This window comes from Glutamicibacter sp. BS14, from assembly GCF_056934375.1.
The window spans coordinates 1,161,894-1,188,168 of sequence record NZ_CM167801.1; the positions used below are offsets into that span (position 1 = coordinate 1,161,894).

Below are 26,275 nucleotides of genomic sequence, written 5' to 3' on the forward strand. Positions count from 1 at the left end.
CCCGGCAGTCCGGCACTGCGCGGTTCTAGCCCAGCAGCTCGGGCAGTTCCTGCGGCGCGTTGCCCAGCACCTTCTGGGAGAGGAACTCGGTGACAACCTGGTACCAGATCTTGGCGTGCTGCGGGGACAGCACCCAGTGGTTCTCATCCGGGAAGTACAGGAACTGGTGCTCGGTGCTGCCGTCTTCCTTCTGGGGCAGCCCCGAATCGGCCAGCAGCTCGTACCACAGGCGCAGGCCCTCGCCGATGGGCACCCGGTAGTCCTTGTCGCCGTGGATGACCAGCATCGGGGTGACGATGCTGCCCACCGAATGATGCGGCGAGTTCTGCTCGCGCATTTCGGGGCTCATCTCGCGGGTCCAGTAGAACGCGGCGTCGGTGGTCTTGCCGAAGCCTTCCAGCGCCCACAGGCTGGCATGGGTGACGATGGCCTTGAAGCGGTCGGTGTGCCCAGCCACCCAGTTGGCCATGTAGCCGCCGAAGGAGCCGCCCATGGCGGCGGTGCGGGTTTCATCGATGTCCGGCCGCGCCTCGGCGGCATCGGTGATGGCCAGCAGGTCCGTATACGGTTCTTGGCCCCAGCGGCCCCAGCCGCGCTGGATGAACTCCTGGCCGTAGCCGGTGGACAGGGCCGGATCCGGCAGTAGCACGGCATAGCCCTGGGCCACCAGCAGCCATGGGCTCCAGCGCCAGCTCCAGGCATTCCACGAGCCCAGCGGCCCGCCATGGATCCACAGCAGCAGCGGCGCCTTGTCGGCGGCAGAAGCGGTGGCGGGCAGGGCCAGCCAGGCGCGGATGCTCGACCCGTCTTCGGCGGTGGTCGTCACCTCGGTGAGCGTTCCGGGCAGGGCCGGACGGGACACCGGGGAGCGCAGTTCGGTCAAGGCCGCGAATTCGCCCGGCTCCAGATCGCCGGTATGCGCCAGGTCGATGGCTACCGGTTCGGCCGGGTACAGGTAGCTGGAACGCAGCGCGTAGGCGGTACGCGAGTCGCTGCGGATGGCCAGATCGGTGAACGCGCCGTCATCGGTGAGCCGGGTGATCTTGTCGTTGTACAGGCTCAGATGGAAGACCGGGGCGTGGCCGTTGTCATCGGCGGTCAGCAGCAGCGAGCGCCCGTTGGGAACCCACTGCAGGTCATTGACCCAGCGGTCCCAGCCGGCGGCGATCCGGTGGGTGGCGCCGTCGGCCAGATCCATCAGCCACAACTCGAAGACCGGGGCGGTATCGGCGGTGGAACGCTCCCAGCGGGCGTAGGCCAGCTGGGTTGAATCCGGGCTGATCTTGCCCAGCGTATATTCGTACGTGTCGTCGGGGGCCAGCAGCATTTCGTGGGCGCCGGTGTGCAGGTCGATGCGCATCAATCCAGGGGCCGAGGAGGCCCGGCCTTCGGGAACTTGCCATTCGGTGACCAGGAAACTGCCATTGGAAGCAACGTCGTAGGACGTATCCTCCAGATTCGCACCGACACCCGGGGTGAGGTCGGTGAGCTGGGTACTGGTGGCGTCCTGCAGGCCGGGCAGGGACCCGGTGTAGTAGTGCGGGGTGGCCGGTCCCAGATCTTCGTCCCAGTAGCGTACCGGATAGCCGGTGTGCAGGATCGCCGAGACCTTCTTGTCCTTGCGGCCGGTGCGCAGTGCCGCTTCGGCCTCCAGATCCTTGGCACGGGAGAAGGCCGAGGTGCGCAGCACGACGGTCTGCGGGGACTGCTGGCAGATCCGCAAGGACTGCACCCCGGCAGGGTGGGAAATCACCGAGCGGGCTTCGCCTCCTGCTACCGGAAGGATCCAGCCTTCGGCCTTGGCGTCTTCCTTCGACGAGCGCTTGGCCACGAAGAGCAGGTCGCCGTTGGCGGTGAACTGCGGTTGCGATTCGCCGTGCTCGCCGAACGTCAGCCTGCGTGCTGGTTCTTCGCCTTTGGGATCCAGCGACCAAAGGGCGCTTTCGTATTTCGTCCCGTCCTCGGAAAGCTCGCTGAGGGTGGTGACGAGCTTGGTGCCGTCGGGGGAGAGCGCCAGGCCGCCGAGGCGGCCCAGGCCGATAAATGAATCTAAATTATGAAATGAATGCTTAGAGTGTTCCACTTCACATATCTTGCCACTGTTCGCGGCTGGGCACTACCGGAAATCGAAAATTACCTGGCATCGGGAGCACGACCGGGACAACTTGCAACTAAGGCGTGATGCTGCAGCTATTGGAAAAACCTGCAAGGCCATGGAGGATGGGTTCCATGGGGGAGCTCGCGATGTCAGCTGCATGACCGGATGATCGATCAAGGAGTTGGAAAAGATGAACCGTGCCAGAACCCGTCTAGGCGCGCTCCCGATGATGTGCGCGGCAGCGCTGATGCTGGCTGCCTGCCAGGGAGCCGAGCCGGAACCGGCCGAAAGCCAGAGCGCAGCACCCAGCGGAACGTCTCCATCGGCAAGCGCCAGCGCGCCGACCGCTTCCAGCCCCGAATCCAGCCCAACGCAAAGTACCGCAAGCGCGGATGCGCCAAGCTCGGCGGCGCCAGAGCTGAGCCAAGTGCATGAAGTGCACGGCATCCGCGTCTTTACCCCTGAGCAGTGGACTGCCACCGGGGACGACTGCGACGGCGAGTGCACCGAATGGGATGAATGGGAGATCAAGGACGCGCAAGGCAAGCACGTGCTGACCCTGATCCCCACCACGGCAACCTCTCCGGATGGAGACACGGCGCTGTATGAACGGGAGCTGCTGGATCGCAAGGAACTTGAAAATCCCGGAGCGGATACCGGATTCCGCCCGACGAGCCTGATTGCCGAGTTCTGGGAATCGACGGACCAGGAAGATGGGGAGAAGGATTCAGGATTCGACATTGCCCTGATCGATGACGAAGAGCTCGGCAAGCGCGATGAGAACCCGGACCTGAACTTCTTCAGGATCGGCGAGCAGTCGCCGATGATGTGGGTTGAAGAGGATTATCTGGAAGACCATGGTGTTCCTGACGACCCGACCAAGCAGCAAGCGCAGCAGTTCCTGGGCACCGAGCAATACGCGTTGGTGCGCGACATCCTGCTCAGCGTGGAACCTGCCGTCGGCTAGCCCAACCAGAACATAGGGAAGGCAACAGAAATCAGACGATCGCGCTGGCTTCTGTTGCCTTTCTTCACGCCTCAAGAAGCTGCATTCCGCGCCCAGAATTGGTAGCGAGTGTGCTGTGTTCCACGCAAGGGTGCGGAAGGGCTGCAGATGCTGAAGACCATCGAAGCGGGCAGGAGAAATTGCCGCTGAGTGGCGAAGATGCAGGGTGCGTTGGAAACCCCGGTGGCCGCGAAAAGCAGGCTTGGCTGTGCCGTCTGTGCGGTGTAACCAAAGCCCAAAAAGACTCTCATGTCACATTGTGTGGCCTGTAACATGCTACTGTGTGTAGGCACACAAAGTCATAACGTGAAAGGTGCACACATGGGCGTGCTGGCACTTGGCGTATTCATCGCCGTGACAGTCATAGTTAACGTCGTACTGAAACGGCGTATTTCAGAGGCGCTGGTACTGGCGCTGATAGCTTGTTCACTGGTCGGCGGCGCGGATGCGCTGAACTTGTTGAGCGCAGCAGTGATAGACGGCTTCCAATCAGACGTGACCTTCGCGGGCATGGCCTTTGTGTTCATGGGAGTGATCGTCTCGGCGACAGGCCTGATCGAGCGCCTGATCCATATCCTGAACTCGATGTTCGGGCGCGTTCGTGGCGGATCGGCCTACGTCTCGACCCTCGGCTCGGCCGCAATCGGACTGGTGGCGGGGTCAACCGCAGGCAACACGGCGACGGTCGGCTCGGTAACCATTCCGTGGATGAAGGAAAACGGCTGGTCTTCCAACCGCGCTGCAACGCTGGTAGCAGGAAACTCCGGCTTGGGCGTCGCGCTCCCGCCGAACAGCACCATGTTCATCCTCTTGGCCATGCCGGCTGCCGCTGGAATTTCCGCTGGCGACGTATATGTTGCACTGGCCATTGGCGGCGCTTATTGCGTGCTCTACCGCATGATCCTGGTGTTCACTTGGGCTCGTGCCGACGGCATTCCCGTAGCGAATCGCGATGGCATGGCGACGCTGGGGCAAGCATTGCGCGAAGGCTGGCGCTCGCTGCTGATCTTCCTGGGTATCGCGATCCCCGTCGCGCTGACCTTCGGCCCGCTGTTTGAATTCCTATCCCGTCCGGAATTGGTGGGCAAGGACTCGATGGGATCGATCTCGATCATCGTTTGGGTTCCGATTCTGATTTCGGCGATCGCATTGATCGAGGGGCGAAAGCGGATCTTCGCACCGGATTCGAAGTTCAAGGTGATCTTGAATCGCGAGCTGCCGCAGTTCGCCACTGTTGGTGTTTCACTCTTCGCGGCGCTGAGCGCATCGAACATCATGGAGGCCCTGGGCGTCGGTCCGCAGCTTTCAGATTTCCTGGGTTCACTGGATATGCCAAAGGCGGCGATTGTCGCAATCGTCTGTGTCATGGCTGTGGTCGTAGCCACCCCGCTGTCCTCGACGGCAACCGCCGCGGCCGTGGGTGCACCGGCAGTGATGGCGCTGACCAGCGTGGGTATCGACCCAGTCATCGCCGTGGTGACAGTGCTGTTGTGCACCTCGACCGAGGGTTCTTCGCCACCGGTCGGAGCGCCGATCTATTTGGCTGCCGGCTTCGCCGAAACCAATCCAACCAAGATGTTCATGCCATTGCTGGGCTACTTCGTGCTGCCAATGATCGCCATTGCCTGGCTTGTCGGCATGGGCTGGCTGCCGATTCCGATTTCGTAGGAGATAAACATGCGACTCATGAAAATTCTGTTTCTGATCTTCTTGGCGCTGTTCATGATCGGCGGCACGGCAATCGTCGGCACGCAGCTGGCAGGTGTGCTGTCGCTGAATGGCGACCTGGTCAGCGGCGCAAAGCAGGTCCTGTACCCGTGGACATTCAGTTTCGCGACAGCGTGCGCTCTGTGTGCCTTCGTGCTGCAGTATTCAAAGGAATACAAGGAAGACGAGCAGGACTAGTAGCCAGCTGTCAGTTCTGTCCACAAGTTTTCAGGGTCAAGGTCCAAACCTTGGCCCTGAACTGCTTGTGCGAGCAAAAGCTTTCCTGTCGCGACCAGGTGCTGGCGCATCGCCAGGGCCGCTGCCGGGGCGTTGCCACTGGAGATTGCGGTGATAATCGGTTCATGCTCGACCATGATGTCGCTCAGCGTGCGCTGCTTGCCTGCGGTGGAAACGCCCAGCAGCCGCGTTGCGACACGAAGGCGGTTCACGATGTTGCGGCCGCGGTTCGATTGCGCGACTTCAAGGATGAAGTCGTGCAGCTGCTGGTCCAGATCGAAGAACTCTTCGGTCAGTTCGGCTTCGGCGCAACGGGACAGACCGCCAACGATCTCATTTAGCTGCGCTGCGATTTGCGGGGTGCAGGCCTGCGCGGCTCGGAACGCGGCAGGAACCTCCAGAGCCAGCCGTAGCGAGAAAATTTCTGCGACATCTTTTGGCTGGGTCGGAATGATGCGGAAGCCGCGATTCCGCGCAAATTCAATCAAGCCGGCTTCTTCCAGACGCAACAGGCCATCGCGCACCGGTGACCGGGAGATCTTCAATCGATCAGCCAGCTGGTACACGCTGTAGAGGGTGTCGGTCTTCAATTCCCCAGAAATGACAGCTGAACGGACGTAGTCCATCACTTGTTCGGTCAATGTGCGCCCATGTTGGGCGGGGACTTGGGGATCGGAGGTCATGAACTGATTCTCTCATTGAAATCGACTGCGGAGTTTTCACGTAATCAAGAAACTAAACAGTGTGTAACATGTTACTCTGATGAGACGAATCAACGAGAGGCGATCACCATGTCAGCTCAGTCGAGCATCCAGACCTTGAGTCCTGAGGCAAATGAGATGCGGGAACGGCTACGGACCGATCTGACGACTCGGGCTGCATATATTTCCGATGCCTCGATATTCCGTCGGGTTCCGCAAGCGGTCCTCGAAGTGCGCAGCGAGGCCGACATCGCCTTGGGTATCGAATATGCCAAGGCCGAAGGCCTTTCGATCACGTCGCGAGGTGGCGGCACCTCGGTTGCGGGCAACGCCATCGGCGAGGGGTTGATCCTGGACACCTCCCGCTATTTCAATAAGATCCTCGACATCGATCCCGAGGCGAAGACCGCACGCATCCAGCCTGGAGTCATCTGCGACCAGCTGCGTGATGCGGCTGCTGAATACGGGCTGACCTACGGCCCGGACCCGTCGACCCATAGCCGTTGCACCGTAGGCGGCATGGTGGCCAACAACGCTTGCGGCTCGCACTCGCTGGCGTGGGGCACCGCCGCGGACAACGTCGTGTCCATGAAGATCATGCTAGGCGACGGATCCGTGGTTGAGGTCAACTCCGACGGCACCAGCAGCGAAGAACTTGACGGAAAGCTCAAGGCGCTTCGCGATGCGAACCTCAAGGAATTGCGCACCGAACTGGGCCGCTTCGCCCGCCAGGTCTCCGGCTACGGCATGCACTATCTGCTCCCGGAAAACGGGTTCAATGTCGCCAAGGCGCTCTCCGGTTCCGAAGGTACCTGCGGGGTCATCACCGAGCTGGTGGTGCGCCTTGTCGAGAAGCCGAAGCATACGGCGCTGGCAGTATTGGCTTTTGAAACGGTCTTCGACGCCGCGGCTGCGGCCGCATCCCTGCGCCGGCCAGGCCTTGCCACCGCGGAAGGCATGGGCGGAGATCTGCTCGATGCGCTGCGTAGCCGCCCCGGGCAGCAGGATGCCGGATCCAACCTGCCAGGCATGGGTGCCGCCAACCGCGGTGGCGTAGCCAAGGCCGGCGGCTGGCTCTTCTGCGAGACTGCTGGGCAAACCATGGAACAGGCACGAAGCATCGCCGATGAGCTGGTGCAGTCCGCGTATGCCGCGCAGACCGGAGCTGCGATCGATGCCGTGGTCGTGACGGACCATGCCGAGGCCCGCACGCTATGGAAGATCCGCGAAGCCTCCGCCGGTATTGTCACCCGTCTGCCAGATGGCGGCGAGGCCTGGCCGTCCTGGGAAGATTCCGCGGTTCCGCCGGAAAATCTCGCCGACTACCTGCGCGACCTGTACGCGCTCATGGACACCCATGGACTGCGCGGCATCCCCTTCGGGCACTTCGGCGAGGGATGCGTCCACGTGCGCATCTCCTTCGATTTGGGCACCGAAGAAGGCATGGCGATCTTCCGCCAGTTCATGGAACAGGCCGCCGACACCGTAGCCAAGCACGGAGGCTCGCTGTCCGGCGAGCACGGGGACGGCAGGGCGCGCTCGGAATTGCTCACCCGCATGTACAGCCCGAAGATGATGAAGGCATTCGCCAGCTTCAAGGCGGCCTTCGATCCCGAGGGCCTGTTCAACCCCGGGGTATTGGTCAATCCGGAACGCATCGATGAGTCGCTGCGTCCCGGACCCGGGCAGCGCAGCTTCGAGCTGACGCCGGTTCATGCGCTCTCGCGCGACAAGGGTTCCTTGGTCAACGCGGTCAACCGCTGCGTGGGCGTAGGCCTGTGCCGTTCGGACGAGGGGGCCATGTGCCCGTCCTTCCAGGGCACTCATAACGAGGTCAACTCCACGCGTGGCCGTGCCCGGGTGCTTTCCGAGATGTTCCGCGGCACCACCTTGCCCGATGCCTACAAGTCCGAAGAGGTGAAGGACGCCCTGGACCTCTGTCTGTCCTGCAAGGCCTGCGCTTCCGAATGCCCGGTCAATGTGGATATGGCTACCTACAAGTCGGAGTTCCTGCACAAGTTCTACGAGGGTCGCATCCGCCCGATGGCGCACTACACCATGGGGTGGCTACCCAAGCTTACCCACTGGATGCACCAGGTGCCAGGTGCGGCATCCTTGGCCAACACCGTGCTGCGCTTCGAAGCGGTGCAACGGCTTGTCAAGAAGGTTGGCGGCATTGAACCGACACGCAAGATGATCACGTTCTCGGGCGAATCGCTGCAGCGCTGGGCGGCCAAGCGGAACGAAACAGAAGCCGCATCGCCGCAGGGCACCGTGGTGCTCTGGCCGGATTCCTTCAACAACCACCTGGATACCGGACCAGGCGAGGCGGCAGTCGAAGTGCTCGAAACCCTCGGCTACCGGGTGATCATTCCCGAAGGGTTCGTCTGCTGCGGTTTGACGTGGCACTCAACCGGCCAGCTGGATACCGCGCGCAAGGTCATCAAGCACACCTTGGACGTCATGGAACCCCTGGTCAAGGCCGGCTACCCGGTAATCGGCCTGGAACCGTCCTGCACGGTGATGCTCGGCCACGAAATCACCGAGCTGGTTCCCGAGGATCCTCGCGCGGCGGCGCTGTCGGCGGCCGTCGTGCCGTTCGCGGATCTGATCGCCAAGCATGTTCCGGCCGATGGCAAGCCCAGCGCCAGCTGGCCCTTCGAACAGCTGAACGTCGGCGCGGTGTCGCAAGTCCATTGCCATGAGCGTTCGCAGGGTGACCATGGCTCATCCTCGGCCGTGCTGCGCAGCATCGGCATTGCCGAGCGTGAAATCGAAACCGGCTGCTGCGGCTTGGCCGGCAACTGGGGATTCGAACCCGGACATGCAGAACTATCCCGCTCGCTGGGCGAACGCGAGCTCTTCCCGGCCATCCGCAATCGTGCGCAGGACGATGTGGTGCTCGCCGACGGATTCTCCTGCCGCACGCAGATCGCCGAGGGCACGGAGGTCCGCGGCATGCATCTGGCGCAGGTGCTGCTCAAGGCCAAGATCACCGGCTAGCCAGGCTCGGAACGCAGAAAACCGGCCCGGACACAGCGCGATGCTGCATCCGGGCCGGTTCTGCGATCCTGCTACGGCTGGTTGGCCGGCTGCTCGTTGCGCAGCCGTGCCTCGGCGATCTCGTTGATCCGTCCGCGGCACAGGTACCAGCCGCCGATGATCAGCGGGATGATGATCACCAGCGAGGCAACCGTCCAGGTGCCTACCGGATTATCGAAGGCCATCATCACCAGCACCAGGGCCAGGAAGCCCAGGGTTACCCAGCCTGAAACCGGGGCGAATGGCATCCGGAAGCTGGGTCGATCCTGCTCTCCGCGCTTGGCGGACTTCATCAGGGCCATCTGGCACAGCACGATCATCGCCCAGGAGGCAATGATGCCGATGGCAGCGAAGTTCAGCACGATCTCGAAGGCCTTGGCCGGGACCACGGCGTTGAGCACCACGCCGAGCACTGCCACCACGGCGGTGATCACGATGCCGCCGTAGGGTACCCCGGCCTTGTTCATGCGCCCGGCGAATTTCGGCGCCGAGCCGTTCAATGACATGGAGCGCATGATGCGCCCGGTGGAGTAGAGCCCGGCGTTCAGCGAGGACAGCGCCGCGGTGAGCACCACCAGGTTCATCACCACGTCCATGCCCTGCACGCCGATGGATCCGAAGAAGGTCACGAACGGCGATTCCCCGGCGCTGTACGCGGTGTAGGGCAGCAGCAGCGAGAGCAGTACCAGCGAGCCGACGTAGAATACGGCGATGCGGATGATCACGGTGTTGATCGCCTTGGGCATGACCTTTTCCGGATTCTCCGTTTCACCCGCGGCGGTGCCGATCAGCTCGATGGAAGCATAGGAGAAGACCACGCCCTGCATCAGCACCAGCACCGGCAGCAGGCCGTTGGGCAGCAGCCCCCCATTATCGGCCAGCAGCGAGAAGCCGACCTCATGCCCGTCCAGCGGGGTACCGAAGATGACGAAGTAGCAGCCGACAATCAGGAAGGCCACCAGGGCCACGACCTTGATCAGCGCGAACCAGAATTCCATCTCGCCGAAGGCCTTGACGGAGATCAGGTTCATGGTGAGCACCACGGCCAGCGCGGCCAGCGCCCAGAGCCACTGCGGCACCGAGCTGATCCACCCCACGTATTTGCCGAAGAAGCCCATGTACAGGGCGACCGCGGTGATGTCCACGATGGCGGTCATCACCCAGTTCAGCCAGTACAGCCAGCCGGTGGCGAAGGCCGCCTTCTCGCCGTAGAACTCGCGGGCGTAGGAGACGAAGGAGCCGGTCGACGGACGGTGCATGACCAGTTCGCCCAACGCCCGCAGGATCAGGAAGGCGAAGAAGCCGCAGACCGCGTAGCTGATGACGATGCCCGGGCCGGCCGCCTCGAGGCGCCCTCCGGCGCCCATGAACAGGCCGGTGCCAATCGCTCCGCCAATGGCGATCATCTGCATCTGCCGGGAGGACAGGCCCTTGTGGTAATCGTTGTCGCCGGCCGTCAGCGCGGCATCGGGGACGTGCGCCGCGGTGGCGTGCGGAGTGGAATTATCCATATGATTCCTCGGATCTAGTCGGTGAGGTTGGCGAGGCGCTCGGGGGAGAGCAACTCATTGAGGTCTTCGGCCGAGAGCAGGCCGCGTTCGAGCACCAGCTCGGCCACGCCGCGTCCGGTGTGCAGCGCTTCGAGGGCCACCGAGGTGGATGCCGCGTAGCCCAGTCGCGGGTTCAGCGCGGTGACCAGGCCGATGGAGTTCTCCACCTCGCGGCGCAGCGCCTGCTCGTCCACGGTGATCCCGTCGATGCACTTGTGCGCCAGGGTCAGGCAGCCGTTGGCCAGGTGCTTCAGGGAGAGCCCGATCGAGTGCACAATCACCGGCTCGAAGGCGTTCAGCTGCAGCTGCCCGCCCTCGGCGGCCATTGTCACGGTCAAGTCGTGGCCCACCACCTGGTAGGCGATCTGGCTGACCACTTCCGGGATCACCGGGTTGACCTTGCCGGGCATGATCGAGGAACCGGACTGCACGGCCGGCAGCTGCAGGTCGTTCAGGCCAGCGCGCGGACCGGAGGAGAGCAGGCGCAGGTCGTTGCAGATCTTGGAGATCTTCAGCGCCACGCGCTTGAGCACGCCCGAGAGGTGCACGAACGCGCCCACATCCGAAGTGGCTTCGATCAGGTCCGGGCTGGTGGTCAGCGGGAGGCCGGTCAGCTCGCGCAGGTGGCGGCAGGCGGCCTCGGCATAGCCGGCCGGGGCGTTCAGCCCGGTGCCGATGGCGGTGGCGCCGAGGTTGATCTCGGTGACCAGGCACAGCGATTCTTCCAGCCGCGCCCGGTCCTCGCCCAGGGTCACGGCCCAGCCGCGGAACTCCTGGCCCACGGTCATCGGCACGGCGTCCTGCAGCTGGGTGCGGCCCATCTTCACCACGGTGCGGAACTCGGCGGCCTTGGCGATGCACGAATCCTGCAGCACCTCGATGGCTGCCAGCAGCGGCTGGGTGGCGAAGTGCGTGGCGATGTTCACCGCGGTCGGGTAGGCGTCGTTGGTGGACTGCGAGAGGTTCACGTGGTCGTTGGGGTGCAGGTGCTGGTACTCGCCCTTGGCATGGCCCAGGATTTCCAGCGCCAGGTTGGCGATGACCTCGTTGGCGTTCATATTGGTGCTGGTGCCGGCCCCGCCCTGGATCGGGTCGATGATGAATTGCTCATGCAGCGCCCCGCCGGCGATGGCCTCGCAGGCCTGGTCGATGGCGTTCGCGCGCTGGGCGTCCAGCAGCCCCAGCTCGTGGTTGGCACGCGCCGCGGCCTGCTTCACGCGCGCCAATGCGCGGATCAGGTGCGGGTTGCCGGACAGCTCGGTGCCGGTGATGTCGAAGTTCTCCTTGGCGCGCAGCGTGTGCACGCCCCAGTAGGCATCCGCCGGGATATCGCGGTCGCCGATCAGGTCATGCTCGCTGCGGGTCTGGCCGCTGAGCAAGGTTTCAGGCATGGTGGATTCTTCTCCAGGATTCGTTGAAATGGTTGGAACGGAAAAAATTACAGTGCGGCCAGCAGGCCCACGGGCGCACCGCCGCCGAAGGCCGGGCTGGTAGCCAGCGGTTCAAGGGCGATCGCGGCCTCGGAGCCCAGGTGCTCGGCGAGCAGCTTGGCGGTGATCGGCATCCGGGCGCGGTCCGAGCCGTCGGCGATCTTCACGGCCAGCGCGCTGCCATCGGGCAGGCCCACGGCCTGGATGCCCTCGAAACCGTCCTTGGCCACGGAGCCGGGCACCGCGCGCATCAGGGCGGTGACATCGCGGCCAACGCCGGCTACCAGTTCCGGGTAGCCGGCCATTGCCGCGGCCACGCGTGCCTCGGCGGTGCCTTGCGCGGCGCTGGCCAGCTTGCCGAAGGCGCGGGCCAATCCGGCCAGGGTCATCCGGTAGACCGGGGTGCCGCAGCCGTCGGTGCTCACCCCGGAGATCTGTTCGCCCGAAAGATCCTCCACGGTGTCCTGCAGCAGCTGCAGGAGGCGCTCGTCGTGCAGGTAGTTGGCGGTGTCCCAGCCCTTGAGCTCGCACAGGGCCGCCAGTGCGGCGTGCTTGCCCGAGCAGTTCTGCGCGAGCGCGGTGGCCTTGCCGCCAGCGGCCAGGTAGTCCTGGCGCTCGGCAACGCCGTAGGGCAGGTCGGTGGAATTGCGCAGCGCTGTGTGGTCCAGGCCGGCGGCGGCCAGCGTGGATTCGGCGACCTGCAGGTGGCGCGGGCTCCCGGAGTGGCTGGCCGAGGCCAAGGCCAGCTGCTGGTCGTCGAGCTGCAGTCCGGCGCGCAGCATGCCCACGGCGAACAGCGGCTTGAGCGCCGAGCGCGGGTAGAACGCGGCCTGGGCATCGCCGCGGCTGGCGGCGATGGAGCCGGCGGGATCCAGCAGCACGGCCGAGCCGTAGTGGATGGACTCCACGGCCTCGCCGCGGGTGGCGATGACCAGCGGTTCGTGCTGCGGCAGTGCCTCAACGACCAGCGAAGCGCGCAGGGTCTGGGGATCGGCGGGGGTCACTTCTTGCTCCTGACTATGGTGGATACTGCTTGCTGCACCGCATTGAGGTGCTTGGCCATCGCATTGTTGGCCGCTTGCGGGTCTTGGGCGGCGATGGCCTGGTAGATTTCCTGGTGCTCCGAGTTCGACGGCGACCGGCGGCCGGCAACCAGGTTCACGGTCTCGGACTGGCGGGCCATGGCCTCGCGGATGTCCGCGACGACCTTGGAGAACACCGAGTTGCCGCTGGCCTGGGCGATCGCGGCATGGAAGGCGGCGTCCAGCTCGACCCAGGCTGCCGGGTCGTCTTCCTGCTCCATCGCCTCGATCAGCCCGCTGATCCGCTCCAGGTCCTCGGCGGTGCGCCGGGTGGCGGCGAGGGTGGCAGCCGGGATTTCGATATGCGGACGGGCTTCGTGCAGGTCGTCGGAGGAGAACGTGCCCAGTTTCAGCTCGCGGGTGGGCCGGTGGGAGACCACGAAGGTGCCGCGCCCGGTTTCGGTGCGGGTCAGGCCCAGGGCCGCGCAGGAGCGCAGCGCTTCGCGGATGACCGAGCGGCTCACGCCGTAGTCGGCCGCGAGGGCAGCTTCGGATCCCAGTTTCGCGCCGATGGCGATTTCCTGGGCTTCAATGGCTAGGCGGAGTGCATGGAAGACGCCTTCGGCAGCGGATCGTCGTTCGATCGGTTGCTGTCCGGGTGTCCAGCTGTCAGACAGGTTCACGTGTACCAGTCTGGGGTGTGATCCACTTAACGTCAAGTCGGGAACTGGAGCAATCGGGAATGCTCAGGTCAGCGACGCGCGAACACCGCGGACGCGATGCCACAGGCAAGGTATCCGCGGTGTTCGCCGCTGGTCCTCAGTCTTTCTCCAGGATGCTTTTCAGCGCCCGGAGATCAGCCATATTGGCTCGCCGCATCATCATTTCCATCAGCGGGCCGGCCAGTTTGCCGAAGCCAGTTGGCTCGCCGTCATTGCGCAGGTGGACCCGGGTCGCCGTTGGCCCTATCGCTTCGAAGCGATAGGTGGTGCGCATGGGAAACGGGTCCTGCGCGGTGGCCATGACCAGTTCCTCGTTCTCCGCGAACCTGGTGACTTCGTAGGTGTAGGAAAGCTTCCGTCCAAGGAACCTGGCTTCGAAGGCGGTGTGTGATCCGAGGCCGAAGCCATGGAGATCCAGCCGGCGCACCGAGTGGATATTCCGGTACCACGCTGGAGCGTTCAGCGTGTTCATCGCGTAGCCGGCCACCACCGAACGTGGCCGGTCGATAGCGATGCTCGTGGAGACGTCAACCATGGGAGGTCCTCAGGCTCCTGCGGGAACGCGGCCGGTGAACGCAATCAGGCAATCCAGGCTGCTGGCGGATTCGGCGACCATGGTTTCTTCCGCGAAGGAACCGGAGGTGCGCTGAGCCGGTCCCACAGTCTTACGTGCCAAGCCCAGTACGTATTCCGCGTGGCCAGGATGGATCGCGAACTCCTGGCCGGTCGCCTGGGCGAAGTCCCACCCGTGAACCATCAGTTCCAGATTCAGGATCCCGGCAACCACTGAAGCCGGCATGACAGCGAATCCGAGATCAATCTCGCCGGCAACGCCGCGAGCGGCAAAAGCCTCCAGGGTCGGCTGCACCAGGTTGGCGATGCGTGCTTCCGGCGCCAGGGCCGGGTCATCGGATACCGCAGCGCCCAGGGCACCGCCGATCATCGAGACCGAACCCGCAAGGTGATCCAGCAGCTCGCTCACGGAGAACTCGGAGCAGGGAGTGGCTTTGGCCAGGTCCGCTGCGCAGATGTTGTTCAGGATGAACTGCAGGGCTGCCACGGAGCCCTCGGCGGAAACGATCGGATTCTGCGGCTCGGGCACGGCGTTCCACTCGTCGATGGCTGCTTCGCCGGTTTCGGCAAACTCCTTCAGCCGATCCAGGAAGTGGTTCCATCCCTCGGCGTGGCCCGAGGACTGCTCGGCGTCCAGCCCCTCATGGCGCAAGGTCAGGGCCGTGCCCTGATCCAGCGGTTCCAGGGTGATGAAAACCGTCGAATCGCCGGGCGGAACGGCATCCGAACCTTCCCATCCCATGGTGAAGACCAGGCGCTTGCCGGGCTCGATTTCGGTGAAAGTGCCCGAGGCCTGGTGGCCCGGACCCATGGTGAAGCGGTAGCTGCCGCCGGTCTGCAGGTCAACGCGGTTGGCAACGGTTTGCCAGCGGCGAAGGCGTTCCGGGTTGGTGACCAGTGCAAAGGCGGTGTCGGCGTCAACGGGGAGGATGACTGTTCGTTCAAAGCTCATGGCTTTTCTCCTGGTGGCTGGTGCGGTGGCCCATTGAACGACGCCAATTCGGCGGCCTCGGCAACGAGCAGGTCGAGTTCGGTATTCCAGAACGAGTCAAGGAGGGCCTTGAGCTTCGTGATGCCTGCAGGGTCCAGCGAGTAGTAGCGGCTGCGGCCATCCTTGCGGGCTTGCAGCAGTCCTACGTCAATCAACAGCAGCAGGTGTTGCGAGATGGCGGAGCGGCTGACGGCGAAGTTCGCGGCCAGTTCCGTCACCGTGCGTTCCCCGGAACCCAGCAACTGAATCAAGCGCCTGCGCGTTGGCTCGGAAGCGACTTCCAGTAGATCAAGCATGAAAAATACGTTAGCAGTCACTAACGCGTTGTTGCAAGGGGTTCGGAGCAGCTTTTTAGGGCAGATGCGGAAGGCGCCGTTAAAGCACTAGTGGGCGCCGCGGCAAAATGCCGTAGCGCCCACTCATGGCGAAAATACTTAAGGGATCGTGATGATCTGGCCGGCGTAAGCCAGGCCGCCACCGAAGGCGAAGAGCAACGCCTTGGAACCCGAAGGCAATGGCTCATCCGAAGCCATCAACTTGGAAAGGGCCAGCGGAACCGAAGCGGCCGAAGTGTTGCCCGAGTACACCACATCGGTGGCCACGCGCGCGTTCGGTGCGCCGATTTTCTCTGCCAATGGCTCGATGATGCGCAGGTTGGCCTGGTGCAGGACAATGGCATCCAGCTCCTCAGGCTTCATGCCGGCACGGTCGATGATTTTCGAAGCGATCTTCGGCAGCTGCGTGACGGTCCAGCGGTAAACGCTCTGGCCGTTCTGCGCGAACTTCATGTTGTTTTCTTCTTCGATGCGCACTGCATCGGACAGGGATGGAACCGAACCCCAGACCACCGGCGAGATGCCGTTGTCTTCCGACGCGGTGATCACGAAGGCGCCAGCGCCGTCCGCGGTCAGCACGCAGGTGGTGCGATCGGTGAAGTCGGTGTAGTCGGTGAGCATCTCCGAGCCGATAACCAAGGCATTCGTCGCCGAGCCAGCGGCAATGGTGCCCTGGGCCAGGCCAACGGCGTGGGCAAAGCCTGCGCAAGCCACGTTCACGTCCACCGCTGCCGGCCCTTGGTCCATGCCCAGGGCGTTAGCTACGCGTGCGGCCATGTTCGGCGAACGGTCCGTAGCGGTGCAGGTGGCGACGATGATCATGTCGATATCGGCTGCCTTGATGCCAGCTGCGTTGCCCAGCGCCATCTCTGCGGCCTTGATGGCCATGGAGTCTACGGTTTCAACACCGGTTCCCCAGCGGCGTTCTTCGATGCCGACACGTCGGGTGATCCATTCATCGCTGGTTTCCACCAACTTTTCCAGCTCGGTGTTAGGGACGATGCGCTCTGGCTGGAAGTGGCCAAAGGCGACGACTTTGCTGCCGGTCATGGATATAGCTCCTCGGTGGATTCAAATCTTCTCTTCTAAGATTAGTCGTTTTGGATGCTACTCGCCGTTCATATGCGCCAGAAAGCATGTGTCAGCCAGTTTTACCTGACTTCCATGGCCGATTTGTCCGATTATCGGCAAAACCCCGATTCTTCAGGACTTCATATGGCGTCGACACCCTGTTCACCTGCTGGCAAGAACCCCGGCGTTCAATGGGATGAAATGCAGCAGCCGTGAAGGAGGAAAAAATGGAACCTCTGACGATAATCCAATTGAGCGACACCCACCTGCGTCCCGAAGGGCAGCTGCTTCACGGATCCATTGATTCGTGGCAACGAACAGAACAGGCGCTGGAAGCAGCCGCGTATCTGGGTCCGGATGCCATTGTGGTGACCGGCGATATCGCAGACCGCGGTTCGGACATCCATGAGCGGGCCGCAGGGATCTTCAACCAGGCCCAGCGCGAACTGGATTGTCCGGTCATCACCGTTCCGGGCAACCATGATCCGTTGGGCGCGATTGGAGAATCCTTCAACACCAGGCGTCTGTCCACCGGTCCGCATCCAGCCGACACGGTGCACGAGGTCCTGGGGCTTCGGATTATCGGCTTGGACAGCGGGGGATTCCAGTTGGCCCGGGGACGCTTGGAACAGCGGCAGCTCGATTGGCTTGCCTCGCTGCTGGCGGTTCCGGCGCCGCGCGGATCCCTGCTTCTGCTGCACCATCCTCCGGTGGAAGCCGCCAATGAAGCCCGCGCCGGCCGCGGGCTGGAGAACCCGATGGAGCTGGCGGCCATCGCCGCCGGAAGCGATATCCGTGCAATCCTTTGCGGCCACTACCATCAGGCGTCCACCAGCCAGCTGTTGAGCACCCCGGTGTTCATGGCTCCTGCAGTGTCCTACAACATGAATCCATTTGCCCCGACGCAGATCGTTGACGAGCCCGCAGCGGGATTCAATGTCATCAAGGTCGGGGCGAAATCGGTCGACGCGTTCGCTGCATCCAGCGGCCAGTACGCCGCGCTGCACGCGAGCACCCCGCTGCCAGCGCCGGTCAAGAGTTCGCAGACCGGCAACTGACTTCAAGAACACTACTTCGCACCGGGCACCTGTTGCTTCGGTGCATGCCAGAAAGAAGAAGACGATGAGCGCAAAGAACCTGATCCTGATCCGCCACGGACAGACCGAATGGAACAAGGCAGGACGCCTGCATGGACGCAGCGACCTGCCACTGAACGATACCGGCATCCGCCAAGCCCAGCAGCTGGCCACCGAGCTGGCACCCGAAGGTACTTGGGACGCGGTGTATTCCTCCCCGTTGTTCCGTGCCCGCCAAACAGCGCAGATCCTCGCCAATAGCCTGGGCATCCGTGCCCTGCACGAAAACCAGGAACTGATGGAGCAGGACTTCGGCGATCTCGAAGGCACCCTGGTGGCCGATGGCGCCGACGAACAGCGCCAGCTGCTGGTTGGCACCGGAGAAACCGAAGAGCATCTGGTGGGGCGTGCAGTGAACGCATTGTTCAAGATCTGCCATCAGCATCCCGGGCAGAACGTGATGGTCGTGAGCCATAGCGCCTTGATCTGCTCGGTAATCGCCGCGCTCACCGGCGAAAGCAATCCGCGCATGGCCAATGGAACCTATGTCGAGCTGGATGCGCAGCTACTGGTCAACCACGTCTCGCGCGAATCGCTGTGGCATTAGGAAGCAAAGGGCAAAGCCGCGTGCCGGCCATGGATCATGGCCGGCACGCGGCTTTGCGTTCTAGTCAGCGGCGGGCTAGCAGCAGCTGAAGCAGCGGCTTACCACCAGGATGCGCCTTCGACGGTGACCTGGGGCTTCTCGCCGTACCAATCCACGCTGCCCGTGAAGCTGCGGGTGAGCTCTTCTTCGTCGTAATCAATGAACTCCGTGTCATTGAGCTTGTACTTGAAGACGATCTCGGAGCTTGAGAAACTGCCCGATTCCTCGATGGCCACGCTTTCAGCATGCGACTTCACAGAGAACGATGCGATGTCCTTGGACTGCAAGGTGCTCGGGCAACCGTCATCGAGGTTGGTTGGAACGGTCACGCAGGCAGTAGCGAACTTCTTGACCTCATCCAGAACCAGCTCGTCGAGCTTCTCGGTGGTGGTCGTAACCAGCGCCGCCTGTGCCGGCTGCGAATCAGGATGGTTGACGCGCAATTCCTGCGCTTCGCTCGTCAGGTATTCATTGCCAGGCGCTGAGACATCATAGATGCCCGGGTAGGCATAGAAGCTGCCGGTGAAGGAACGTCCCTCGCCGTAGTAGTCCTCGCTTTCAAGCAGCTTGACCTTGGCCTTGCCGACAGTGACTTCCGAGCTCTTATCGGAGGTGATCTCCACCGGAACAATCAATGATTCATTGAGCACCCAGGTATCGAGCAGGCCGAAGTCCTTGTCGCCCGCGTCGACATTGAAGGAGCGTTCGTGGCGCTCGCCGTTGATGGAGTAGATCGCTCGCACACGGGCCGAGTCCTTGCCCTTGGATTCCTCGATGACATCAACGAGTTCCAAGCGCTGCTTGGCGTTGCCCAGGACATCGTCGCTGAGCAGGACGCGCGAGGCGTTGTCGATCCCCGGGTCGACCATCTCGGTCGCCTTGCCGGCCTGGCCCTCGGCAAGCAGCGCGAGGTATTTCTCAACTTCAGCTTCGGGCTTGCGCTGCCCGTTCAGGTAGGCGATGGCACCGAAGCCCAGACCGGCAATGACTGCCAGCGCAAGAACCGAGAAGCCAACGGCCTTGGCCTTCTTCTTGGACTCTTCCGAGGCCGGGGCCAGCGCCGGAGCCGGTTCACCAGCCATCGGCTGGCCGTTGGCGGCCGCGGCAGGGGTGGATTGGGCTGCGGCGGCAACTGGAGCAGCCTGGCTGGGTGCGGCTGCAACCGGCGAAGCCGGAGCAACGGCGGGTGCCTGGCCGGAAATCCATCGCGCCGCGGCGTCCTTGCCGGCAATCACTGCCAGCAGGGATGGGGCGAAGCGGTAGACCTGCAAGGGCAGGACTTCTGCCAGCAGCGAGACAACTGCGGCCCCGAGTGCCAGGAAGATCACCGAGTACCAGGTGATGCCGTAGGACATGCTGCCGCTCATGTTGCCCATCTCGTTGGCGGTGATAGCGCCACCCAGGGAGATGTTGGTCAGCCCGGCAAGAATCATCCACAGGACCAAAGCCGCTACTGGCAGCTGCCAAGCGCGCTGCAGGTTGAAACCAGTGGCCAGTCGACCACGGTGCACGCCAATACGGATAGCCGCCAGGAGTACCAGGAGGGCGCTCAGGACCAGGAGCCAAGCACCCTTGCCGTCGGCGATATCCCAGATGCGCAGGACGGATTCGGGCAGGGCATCGGCGGTGTATTCGCCCAGGAAGCTGGCCATGCCGGAGACATTCGGAGCCAGCGCCCCGAGGAAGCCCAACGCTGCCACATATGAACCGATGGTTCCCAGCAGCGGGAGCAGGATCAGGCCCAAGCTCCAGGGCATGTCATCTGGACGCTGGGTGAATGCGGCAATGATGCCGCCCAAGGCGAAAGCCGCCAAGGTCGAAACGGCCAGGGCCACGGCCTCGCGGACGCCGGTAATCAATGGGGATCCGGCGTTGGCGCGCTGGGGTGCGGTGGCAAGGAACTGCGAGAAGAAAACGGCCAAGGCAATCGTGAAGAAGACACCTGCATATCGCGGGGACACCGCGGCGGAGAAGAATTCGCCACCCTGGATGCTGAGCTTCCCGAAGAGCGCAATGACCAGGAAGACCAATGCCAGGACCAGCGCGTGCAGTCCGGAGGCCAATGCAGCGCTCTTCCAACCGCCGTTGCGTGCGCCACGACGCAGCTTGCGCACGATCAGGTAGTTCGCGGCGCAGATTGCCACGATGGAGGTGACCGAAACGAGGGCGAATGCGAGGCTGAGCTCGCCGAACATGCCGAATCCGCCTCCGGATCCGGTGATCTTCAGCCCGCCGCCCAGGACGGCACCGAAGACCATGATGAAGGCCTTGAAGGAATTGAGCCGGGACGCCACGTTGAATTCAGCGGAGCTGCCGCCACCGATCTCCTTGGCCATCGAGGCCAGGGGGATCAGATAGCAAAGAGCCAGGACGATGCCAATGGCCGCAATGGCGCCGGCTTGGAATCCAAGAAGCTGCAGGCTGGCACGCGACTTCAATTCCAGGACCGCGTTGGTGAATTTCCTGACCTGCCGGTTCTGCCCGGCATTCTGGAACGGGTTCGCCGGTGCCGCCGGCGCTGGCAATGGATCCAAAGGTGCCGGTGGCACCTTTGGATCATCAGGCAATTGCGTATATTCCAAGGTGAGTCCTCACATGGTGCGATGATGGCGTCACATCCGGGCGTTCTTGGAAACTTAAAGTCGAACAATTGGAATATGACCTTCCAATTACATAACAAGTAAGTGGAGGAACAAAGTCCAGTTAAGAAACATGCGGCGGGTTTAAGGAGCGAGTTCCGCCTTTCACTTCACCGGTAAAAGGACAAGCCGGTGCGGTTGTATCCCGGCAGACCCAACCGCACCGGCTAATCGGACAGCGGCTACAGCGAACGCAGCACCATTGCGGTGCCCTGGCCGCCGCCACCGCAGATGCCGATGGCGCCCAGCGAGCCGGCCGGCATCTCGTGGAGCTGGCGGGCCAACGTGCCAATGATGCGTGCACCGGAAGCGCCGATCGGGTGGCCCAGGGCAATCGCGCCACCATGCGGATTCACGATGGAGGCATCGAGACCCAGTGCCTTGGTGGACTGCACCGAAACAGCGGCGAACGCCTCATTGATTTCGACGGCCTTCAGATCCTGGGCTTTGGCGCCGGCCTTCTCCAGGGCTGCGCTGATGGCATTGGATGGCTGCTCGTGCAGGGTGCGGTCCGGGCCGGCAACGAAAGCGTGCGAGAGAATTTCAGCCAGCGGCTCCAGGCCCAGGCGCTCAATGGCCGCATCGCTGGCCAGCACCACGGCTGCTGCGCCGTCGGTGATCTGCGAGGAGTTGCCTGCGGTAATGGTGCCTTCCTTGGCAAAGGCCGGACGCAGCTTGCCCAAGGATTCCACGGTGGTTGCTTCGCGGATGCCATCATCTTCGCTGATCGTGGTGTCGCCGCGACGGCTGGAAATGGTAAATGGCGCAATCTCGCCGGCTGCGAAATCTCGGGCCGCGGCAGCGCGCTGGTGGGATGCGGCCGAGACCGTATCCTGGGCCTCGCGGGTCATCGACAACTTGGCATTGTGCTCCTCGGTGGAAGCGCCCATCGAACGCTTCTCGGCAGCATCGGTCAGGCCGTCGTATTCCAGGGTGTCAATCAGTTCAATGGCACCGTACTTGGTTCCGGCACGGGCGCGCTGCACATGCGGAGCCAGCGACATGGATTCCTGGCCGATAGCCAGGACAACGTCTGCCTCGCCGCTATTGATCAGGCGGGCTCCTGCCACAACGGCCTCGGCACCTGAGAGGCATACGGCATTCACGGCGATGGCCGGAACGTCCAGCGCAATGCCGGCACCCACAGCGGATTGACGGGCCGGGTTCTGGCCGGCGCCACCTTGCAGCACCTGGCCGGCGATGACCTGCTGGACCTCGCTGGGATCAACTCCGGCACGTTCCAGCGCGGCCTTGCCGGCATGGGCGCCGAGCTCGGTGGCTGGAACAGCGGCGAAGGCGCCGTTGAATTTCACGAATGGGGTACGGGCGTAGCCCACAATCTTTGCGGTCATGCTTTCAGATCCTCCACAATATCCACGGCAAATTCTGCTGCCGTGATGTCCTTGATGGTTTCCACGCTTTCACCCGGGGCTACTGCACGCAGGGTCAAGGTCGAGTTTTCTATATCAAACACTGCTCGGTCGGTGATGATGCGGTTGACCACGCCGACTCCGGTGAGCGGCAAGTCGCATTTCTCCACAATCTTGGACGTCCCGTCCTTGGCCACGTGATCAGTCAGAACGATCACGCGCGGGGTGCCGGCGACCAGGTCCATGGCTCCGCCCATGCCCTTGACCAGCTTGCCCGGGATGGTCCAATTGGCCAGATCGCCATTGGCGGCCAATTGCAGGGCGCCGAGGATCGCGGTCTGGACGTGGCCGCCGCGGATCATGCCGAAGGAGGTCGCCGAATCGAAGAAGCTGCCGCCGGGCAGGATGGTCACGGTCTGCTTGCCTGCATTGATCAGATCCGCATCTTCTTCACCTTCATAGGGGAAGGGACCCATGCCCAGCAGGCCGTTTTCGCTTTGCAGCTTGACCGAAACGCCTTCCGGCAGGTTGTTGGCCACCATCGTGGGGATTCCAATACCGAGATTCACATACTGGCCGTCGGTTAATTCGCTAGCGGCAATGGCCGCCATTTCATCGCGAGTCCACATGCTCAGGCCTCCTTTCGGCTGCGCACGGTGCGCTGTTCAATGTCCTTGACCGCATCGGCCTGCACCAGGGTCTGCACGAAGATGCCGGGGGTCTCCACCAGCGACGGATCCAGGTAGCCCTCGACAATTTCCTCGGCTTCGGCGAAGGTGTGGCGGCCGGACATGGCGGCCAGCGGGTTGAAGTTCTTCGAGGTCATCCGGTAGCGCAGGTTGCCTTCGGCGTCGGCCTGGTGCGCCTTGACCAGTGCGATATCGGCAAAGATTCCGCGCTCGAGGATCGCTGGCTTGCCGTTGAATTCCATGACATCCTTGCCTTCGGCGATCGGAGTTCCCACGCCGGTGGGGGTGAAGAAGGCGGGAATGCCCACCCCGCCAGCGCGCAAGCGCTCGGCCAAGGTGCCCTGCGGGCAGAATTCAACTTCCAGGTCCCCATCGAGGAACTGCTGTGCGAACAGCTTGTTCTCCCCGACGTAGGAGGCCAGGACCTTGGAGACCTGCTTATTTTCCAGCAGGATGCCCAGCCCCTTGCCGTCTACGCCCATGTTGTTTGACACGATGGTCAGGTTGGTTGCCTTCGAATCCCGCAGTGCGGTGATCAGGCGGTTGGGGATGCCGGAGAGGCCGAAACCGCCTACTGCGATGGTCATGCCATCCTTGACGACGGCAGCCAAGGCGGCGGCTGCGTCATCCCGAAACTTCGTTGTCATCGATTCCTCCATGTGTCCACTATGTGGAGCGCGGATCTGCTTATCCTCTAACGTACGTAGTCGCAGGTGAGCATGCAATAGACCCGGTGCATTGCCGGGTAACTGGTCGGATGGTGAGGAGGAACGGCCAAGCGGTCCATATTATGGACATAGCTGAGAGGGCTAGACGATGTCGAACTCATTGCCTTCGATATCGAACATGCAGATAGCGAAATGGCCCATCTCTGGCATGTCGTGAACGGTGCGGACTTTGGCCCCCAGGGCCACCAGGCGCTCTGCCTCGTCGGTGATGATTTGCCTGCGTTCTTCGAAGCGAACGCCGCGGCCGCCGCTGACCAGCAAGTCCAGATGCAGGCGATTCTTGATGCTCTTGGCCTCCGGTACCTGCTGGAACCAAATCCTTGGCCCACCACCTTGCGGATCGACCAGCGACTCCGGTTCATCACCGGTTCCGGGCGGCAATTCATCATCCGGCACGCCCATGGACTGCCAGTAGGCGCGCCACGTGGGATGCCCGTCCGGGGCGGGCTCGGGAACGTAGCGCAAGGCTTCGGCCCAGAACCGGACCATTGCTTGCGGGCCGGCGCAGTCGATGACGATTTGCCATGTATTTTCCATGTGCTGAATTATCCGCCGACCAGCTCGATAGCAACAGGGGTACGGCGACAAAGTATGAAGAGGGAATTATCCGGCCCGTAACCGATCGTCCATAATGTGGTCATGAGCAATTCCCCGGCTGGAACCCAAGTCGTAGGGCGGCTGGCTGCCGTGCTTCGCACCGTGAGCACCGCAATGCCCGAGGGCATCACCACGACGCAAACTGCCCGGAGCACCGGTTTGGCCCGGCCCACCGTGCATCGCCTGCTCAGCGCGTTGGCCACCGAAGGATTCTGCGACCACGATCATCGCACCGGCCGCTGGCTGCTTGGCCCCGAGCTCTACCTCATGGGAGCGGTGGCAGCCGAGCGCTACGACATCAGCGAACTGGCCCGCGAGCATGTTGCCGCGCTGGCCGAGGCGACCGGGGAAAGTGCGTTCCTCTCGGCGCGGCGAGGGGACGAAACCGTGTGCTTGCTGCGCCAGGATGGAGCCTTTCCCATCCGCTCGTTCGTGCTGTATGAAGGACGGCGCTTCCCGCTGGGAGTCGCTTCGGCCGGAATCGCGATCCTTGCTTTCCTGCCTGAACAGGGCATTGAGCGCTACCTGCGCGATGCCGATCTAGAGCCAGGATATGGGCCGGCGCATTCGCGCGAAGAGCTGCGCAAAAAGGTCGCCGAAACCCGCCAGCTGGGCTATTCGGTCAACCCCGGCTTGATCGTCGAGGGCAGCTGGGGCATGGGCGCTGCGGTTTTCGACAACTCGGGACAGCCTGCCTGGGCACTGAGCCTGACCGGGATCCACACGCGCTTTGAAGCGGACCGCCGCGAAGAGCTGGGCAACCTGCTGCTGCACCACGCGCATGAGTTGTCCACCAAGCTGTCGGCCCGGTCAAGCACGCTTCCACGCTAGTTTTTCCTTCCCCGGTACAAAGCTTCCTGCGGTAATCTTTCAGATCGGCGGGAATGCCTATTTCCAGGATTCCCCGTGACGCAGCCAAGTGCAGAAGGACGGAAAATTTGGGCACTATCCCGGCCGGAATCAACACCCCGCAGGTCATCGTTGACGTAGCGAAGCTCCAGCAGAACATTGACCGGGTGGCCCACCGAGTGGCGAGCCAGGGCCTGAAACTGCGCCCGCATGCCAAGACGCACAAGATGCATGAAATCGCCGAACGCCAGATGGACGCCGGTGCCGCCGGACTCACCGTGGCAACTGTCGGCGAAGCCCTCGCGTTTGCGCTGCACGGGGTCGCGAAGATCTTCATCGCCTACCCTTTGTGGGTCAATGAATCCCAGGCGGCACGCATCCTGGAGCTGATGCGCCGTGCCAAGCTGAGCATCGGCACGGACTCTGTCCAGGCCGTGCAGCAGATGGCCAGGATGCTGGGGGAGAAGGCCTCCAAGATCAAGCTCGTCATCGAGATCGACAGCGGCCATCACCGAAGCGGCACCAGCCCGCAAGGCGCGGTGGAAATAGCCGATGCCGCCCGTGCAGCAGGCATGCGCGTGCATGGGATCTTCACTTTCCCCGGCCACAGCTACTCGCCGCACGGCATCGACGCGGCACTCAACGATGAGCACAAGGCCCTGGCCGAAGCGGCGTGCCTGCTGCGCGAGGCCGGGCATGCCATCAAGCGCATCAGCGGGGGCTCCACCCCGACCGCCGAACTGAGCGACAACTCGGTGCTGACCGAGGTGCGTCCAGGGGTATACGTCTTCGGCGATGCGCAGCAGTTCGAGCTGGGGCGCGTGCGCTGGGAGGATATTTCCCTGACCGTCGCCTCCACCGTGATCAGCCGCCATGAAGGCGATGGGCAGATTCCCCGGCGCATCGTGCTGGACGCCGGCAGCAAGGTGCTCGGAAGCGACCGCCCGGCCTGGGCCACCGGATACGGGCGCATCGCCCAGTGCCCTGAAGCCCGCATCAGCGCACTATCGGAGCATCACGCCACCGTGCTGTGGCCCGAGCACTTGGACCTGCCGGCCCACGGCGAGCAGCTCCACGTCATCCCGAACCATGTCTGCGTCGCGGTGAACCTGGTCGACAACGTGCTGGCAGTGCATGAGGACGGCACCAGCGAGGTATGGGATGTAGCGGCCAGAGGACTGAACTTCTAGATTCTG

The 26,275-nt window shown here is 63.2% G+C and carries 23 protein-coding genes; 8 read left to right on the forward strand and 15 right to left on the reverse strand.

Annotated features, from left to right (window positions below; all coding sequences use genetic code 11):
• Positions 1-25 precede the first annotated feature (25 nt).
• Complete coding sequence (locus tag AC1Z36_RS05530; protein ID WP_105662026.1) at positions 26-2,083, reverse strand: S9 family peptidase; 2,058 nt, start codon at positions 2,081-2,083, stop codon at positions 26-28.
• Between the two features lie 205 nt (positions 2,084-2,288).
• Here AC1Z36_RS05530 and AC1Z36_RS05535 point away from each other — a divergent pair, with 205 nt between their 5' ends.
• The 3 genes from AC1Z36_RS05535 (at position 2,289) to AC1Z36_RS05545 (ending at position 5,009) form a co-directional block, all read left to right on the forward strand.
• Positions 2,289-3,065: a hypothetical protein gene (locus tag AC1Z36_RS05535; RefSeq protein ID WP_105662025.1), complete on the forward strand. Its 777-nt coding sequence runs from the start codon at positions 2,289-2,291 to the stop codon at positions 3,063-3,065.
• 345 nt (positions 3,066-3,410) lie between these two features.
• Entirely contained in the window at positions 3,411-4,772 is a 1,362-nt protein-coding gene (locus tag AC1Z36_RS05540) for a TRAP transporter large permease subunit (RefSeq protein WP_286134630.1), read from the forward strand.
• Positions 4,773-4,790: 18 nt separating this feature from the next.
• On the forward strand, positions 4,791-5,009 hold the full coding sequence (locus AC1Z36_RS05545; protein WP_219844362.1) for a hypothetical protein: 219 nt from the start codon (positions 4,791-4,793) through the stop codon (positions 5,007-5,009).
• Here AC1Z36_RS05545 and AC1Z36_RS05550 read toward each other — a convergent pair.
• Positions 5,006-5,731, reverse strand: coding sequence for a GntR family transcriptional regulator (locus AC1Z36_RS05550; protein WP_105662022.1), 726 nt, complete (start codon positions 5,729-5,731; stop codon positions 5,006-5,008). The genes AC1Z36_RS05545 and AC1Z36_RS05550 overlap by 4 nt on opposite strands.
• Before the next feature lie 108 nt (positions 5,732-5,839).
• Here AC1Z36_RS05550 and AC1Z36_RS05555 point away from each other — a divergent pair, with 108 nt between their 5' ends.
• Entirely contained in the window at positions 5,840-8,752 is a 2,913-nt protein-coding gene (locus tag AC1Z36_RS05555) for an FAD-binding and (Fe-S)-binding domain-containing protein (RefSeq protein ID WP_286134629.1), read from the forward strand.
• A 71-nt stretch (positions 8,753-8,823) separates the two neighbouring features.
• Here the strand turns inward: AC1Z36_RS05555 and AC1Z36_RS05560 are convergent, their stop codons facing one another.
• From AC1Z36_RS05560 to AC1Z36_RS05595, 8 genes are all read right to left on the reverse strand, one after another.
• Complete coding sequence (locus tag AC1Z36_RS05560; protein WP_105662020.1) at positions 8,824-10,302, reverse strand: amino acid permease; 1,479 nt, start codon at positions 10,300-10,302, stop codon at positions 8,824-8,826.
• A gap of 14 nt (positions 10,303-10,316) precedes the next feature.
• Entirely contained in the window at positions 10,317-11,732 is a 1,416-nt protein-coding gene (locus AC1Z36_RS05565) for an aspartate ammonia-lyase (protein WP_105662019.1), read from the reverse strand.
• A gap of 47 nt (positions 11,733-11,779) precedes the next feature.
• Complete coding sequence (locus tag AC1Z36_RS05570) at positions 11,780-12,775, reverse strand: asparaginase (RefSeq protein WP_286134627.1); 996 nt, start codon at positions 12,773-12,775, stop codon at positions 11,780-11,782.
• Positions 12,772-13,476, reverse strand: coding sequence for a FadR/GntR family transcriptional regulator (locus AC1Z36_RS05575; protein WP_105656225.1), 705 nt, complete (start codon positions 13,474-13,476; stop codon positions 12,772-12,774). The genes AC1Z36_RS05570 and AC1Z36_RS05575 overlap by 4 nt, the downstream gene beginning before the upstream one ends.
• A 136-nt stretch (positions 13,477-13,612) precedes the next feature.
• Positions 13,613-14,050 carry an SRPBCC family protein gene (locus tag AC1Z36_RS05580; RefSeq protein WP_483561793.1) on the reverse strand — a complete coding sequence of 146 codons (438 nt, stop codon included), beginning with the start codon at positions 14,048-14,050 and terminating at the stop codon, positions 13,613-13,615.
• 9 nt (positions 14,051-14,059) lie between these two features.
• Positions 14,060-15,040: a TIGR03086 family metal-binding protein gene (locus tag AC1Z36_RS05585; protein ID WP_105662017.1), complete on the reverse strand. Its 981-nt coding sequence runs from the start codon at positions 15,038-15,040 to the stop codon at positions 14,060-14,062.
• Positions 15,037-15,375: an ArsR/SmtB family transcription factor gene (locus tag AC1Z36_RS05590; protein ID WP_105656228.1), complete on the reverse strand. Its 339-nt coding sequence runs from the start codon at positions 15,373-15,375 to the stop codon at positions 15,037-15,039. The genes AC1Z36_RS05585 and AC1Z36_RS05590 overlap by 4 nt, the downstream gene beginning before the upstream one ends.
• A 138-nt stretch (positions 15,376-15,513) precedes the next feature.
• Positions 15,514-16,464 (reverse strand): beta-ketoacyl-ACP synthase III, encoded by a 951-nt coding sequence (locus AC1Z36_RS05595; protein WP_105662016.1) that lies wholly within the window; start codon positions 16,462-16,464, stop codon positions 15,514-15,516.
• Between the two features lie 248 nt (positions 16,465-16,712).
• Here AC1Z36_RS05595 and AC1Z36_RS05600 point away from each other — a divergent pair, with 248 nt between their 5' ends.
• Both AC1Z36_RS05600 and AC1Z36_RS05605 read left to right on the forward strand, forming a co-directional pair.
• Positions 16,713-17,543, forward strand: a complete 831-nt coding sequence (locus AC1Z36_RS05600) for a metallophosphoesterase family protein (RefSeq protein ID WP_105662015.1) — start codon at positions 16,713-16,715, stop codon at positions 17,541-17,543.
• Between the two features lie 64 nt (positions 17,544-17,607).
• A complete protein-coding gene (locus tag AC1Z36_RS05605; protein WP_483561794.1) occupies positions 17,608-18,168 on the forward strand; it encodes a histidine phosphatase family protein in 561 nt (186 codons plus the stop codon).
• A gap of 98 nt (positions 18,169-18,266) precedes the next feature.
• Here the strand turns inward: AC1Z36_RS05605 and AC1Z36_RS05610 are convergent, their stop codons facing one another.
• From AC1Z36_RS05610 to AC1Z36_RS05630, 5 genes are all read right to left on the reverse strand, one after another.
• Positions 18,267-20,789 carry a hypothetical protein gene (locus tag AC1Z36_RS05610; protein WP_483561795.1) on the reverse strand — a complete coding sequence of 841 codons (2,523 nt, stop codon included), beginning with the start codon at positions 20,787-20,789 and terminating at the stop codon, positions 18,267-18,269.
• 239 nt (positions 20,790-21,028) lie between these two features.
• Positions 21,029-22,198: an acetyl-CoA C-acyltransferase gene (locus AC1Z36_RS05615; protein WP_332498838.1), complete on the reverse strand. Its 1,170-nt coding sequence runs from the start codon at positions 22,196-22,198 to the stop codon at positions 21,029-21,031.
• Positions 22,195-22,845, reverse strand: coding sequence for a 3-oxoacid CoA-transferase subunit B (locus tag AC1Z36_RS05620; protein ID WP_105662011.1), 651 nt, complete (start codon positions 22,843-22,845; stop codon positions 22,195-22,197). Before AC1Z36_RS05620 ends, AC1Z36_RS05615 begins: the two co-directional genes overlap by 4 nt.
• Before the next feature lie 2 nt (positions 22,846-22,847).
• Positions 22,848-23,552: a CoA transferase subunit A gene (locus tag AC1Z36_RS05625; RefSeq protein ID WP_105656382.1), complete on the reverse strand. Its 705-nt coding sequence runs from the start codon at positions 23,550-23,552 to the stop codon at positions 22,848-22,850.
• 162 nt (positions 23,553-23,714) lie between these two features.
• The gene (locus AC1Z36_RS05630) at positions 23,715-24,170 is read right to left on the reverse strand and encodes a VOC family protein (RefSeq protein WP_105656235.1); all 456 of its coding nucleotides are present in this window, start codon (positions 24,168-24,170) and stop codon (positions 23,715-23,717) included.
• Between the two features lie 102 nt (positions 24,171-24,272).
• Between AC1Z36_RS05630 and AC1Z36_RS05635 the strand changes: the two genes are divergently transcribed.
• Positions 24,273-25,061 carry an IclR family transcriptional regulator gene (locus tag AC1Z36_RS05635; RefSeq protein ID WP_105656236.1) on the forward strand — a complete coding sequence of 263 codons (789 nt, stop codon included), beginning with the start codon at positions 24,273-24,275 and terminating at the stop codon, positions 25,059-25,061.
• 107 nt (positions 25,062-25,168) lie between these two features.
• Positions 25,169-26,269 (forward strand): alanine racemase, encoded by a 1,101-nt coding sequence (locus AC1Z36_RS05640; protein ID WP_483561796.1) that lies wholly within the window; start codon positions 25,169-25,171, stop codon positions 26,267-26,269.
• The last annotated feature ends 6 nt before the right edge of the window (positions 26,270-26,275 follow it).

What these genes read in the sequence shown, in the direction of transcription:
- AC1Z36_RS05580 (WP_483561793.1), bottom strand. Translation starts at nt 14,050, where the DNA reads ATGGTTGACGTCTCCACGAGCATCGCTATCGACCGGCCACGTTCGGTG.
- AC1Z36_RS05635 (WP_105656236.1), top strand. Translation starts at nt 24,273, where the DNA reads ATGAGCAATTCCCCGGCTGGAACCCAAGTCGTAGGGCGGCTGGCTGCC.
- AC1Z36_RS05615 (WP_332498838.1), bottom strand. Translation starts at nt 22,198, where the DNA reads ATGACCGCAAAGATTGTGGGCTACGCCCGTACCCCATTCGTGAAATTC.
- AC1Z36_RS05590 (WP_105656228.1), bottom strand. Translation starts at nt 15,375, where the DNA reads ATGCTTGATCTACTGGAAGTCGCTTCCGAGCCAACGCGCAGGCGCTTG.
- AC1Z36_RS05550 (WP_105662022.1), bottom strand. Translation starts at nt 5,731, where the DNA reads ATGACCTCCGATCCCCAAGTCCCCGCCCAACATGGGCGCACATTGACC.
- AC1Z36_RS05620 (WP_105662011.1), bottom strand. Translation starts at nt 22,845, where the DNA reads ATGTGGACTCGCGATGAAATGGCGGCCATTGCCGCTAGCGAATTAACC.
- AC1Z36_RS05625 (WP_105656382.1), bottom strand. Translation starts at nt 23,552, where the DNA reads ATGACAACGAAGTTTCGGGATGACGCAGCCGCCGCCTTGGCTGCCGTC.
- AC1Z36_RS05565 (WP_105662019.1), bottom strand. Translation starts at nt 11,732, where the DNA reads ATGCCTGAAACCTTGCTCAGCGGCCAGACCCGCAGCGAGCATGACCTG.
- AC1Z36_RS05605 (WP_483561794.1), top strand. Translation starts at nt 17,608, where the DNA reads ATGAGCGCAAAGAACCTGATCCTGATCCGCCACGGACAGACCGAATGG.
- AC1Z36_RS05545 (WP_219844362.1), top strand. Translation starts at nt 4,791, where the DNA reads ATGAAAATTCTGTTTCTGATCTTCTTGGCGCTGTTCATGATCGGCGGC.
- AC1Z36_RS05585 (WP_105662017.1), bottom strand. Translation starts at nt 15,040, where the DNA reads ATGAGCTTTGAACGAACAGTCATCCTCCCCGTTGACGCCGACACCGCC.
- AC1Z36_RS05535 (WP_105662025.1), top strand. Translation starts at nt 2,289, where the DNA reads ATGAACCGTGCCAGAACCCGTCTAGGCGCGCTCCCGATGATGTGCGCG.
- AC1Z36_RS05595 (WP_105662016.1), bottom strand. Translation starts at nt 16,464, where the DNA reads ATGACCGGCAGCAAAGTCGTCGCCTTTGGCCACTTCCAGCCAGAGCGC.
- AC1Z36_RS05600 (WP_105662015.1), top strand. Translation starts at nt 16,713, where the DNA reads ATGGAACCTCTGACGATAATCCAATTGAGCGACACCCACCTGCGTCCC.
- AC1Z36_RS05560 (WP_105662020.1), bottom strand. Translation starts at nt 10,302, where the DNA reads ATGGATAATTCCACTCCGCACGCCACCGCGGCGCACGTCCCCGATGCC.
- AC1Z36_RS05630 (WP_105656235.1), bottom strand. Translation starts at nt 24,170, where the DNA reads ATGGAAAATACATGGCAAATCGTCATCGACTGCGCCGGCCCGCAAGCA.
- AC1Z36_RS05555 (WP_286134629.1), top strand. Translation starts at nt 5,840, where the DNA reads ATGTCAGCTCAGTCGAGCATCCAGACCTTGAGTCCTGAGGCAAATGAG.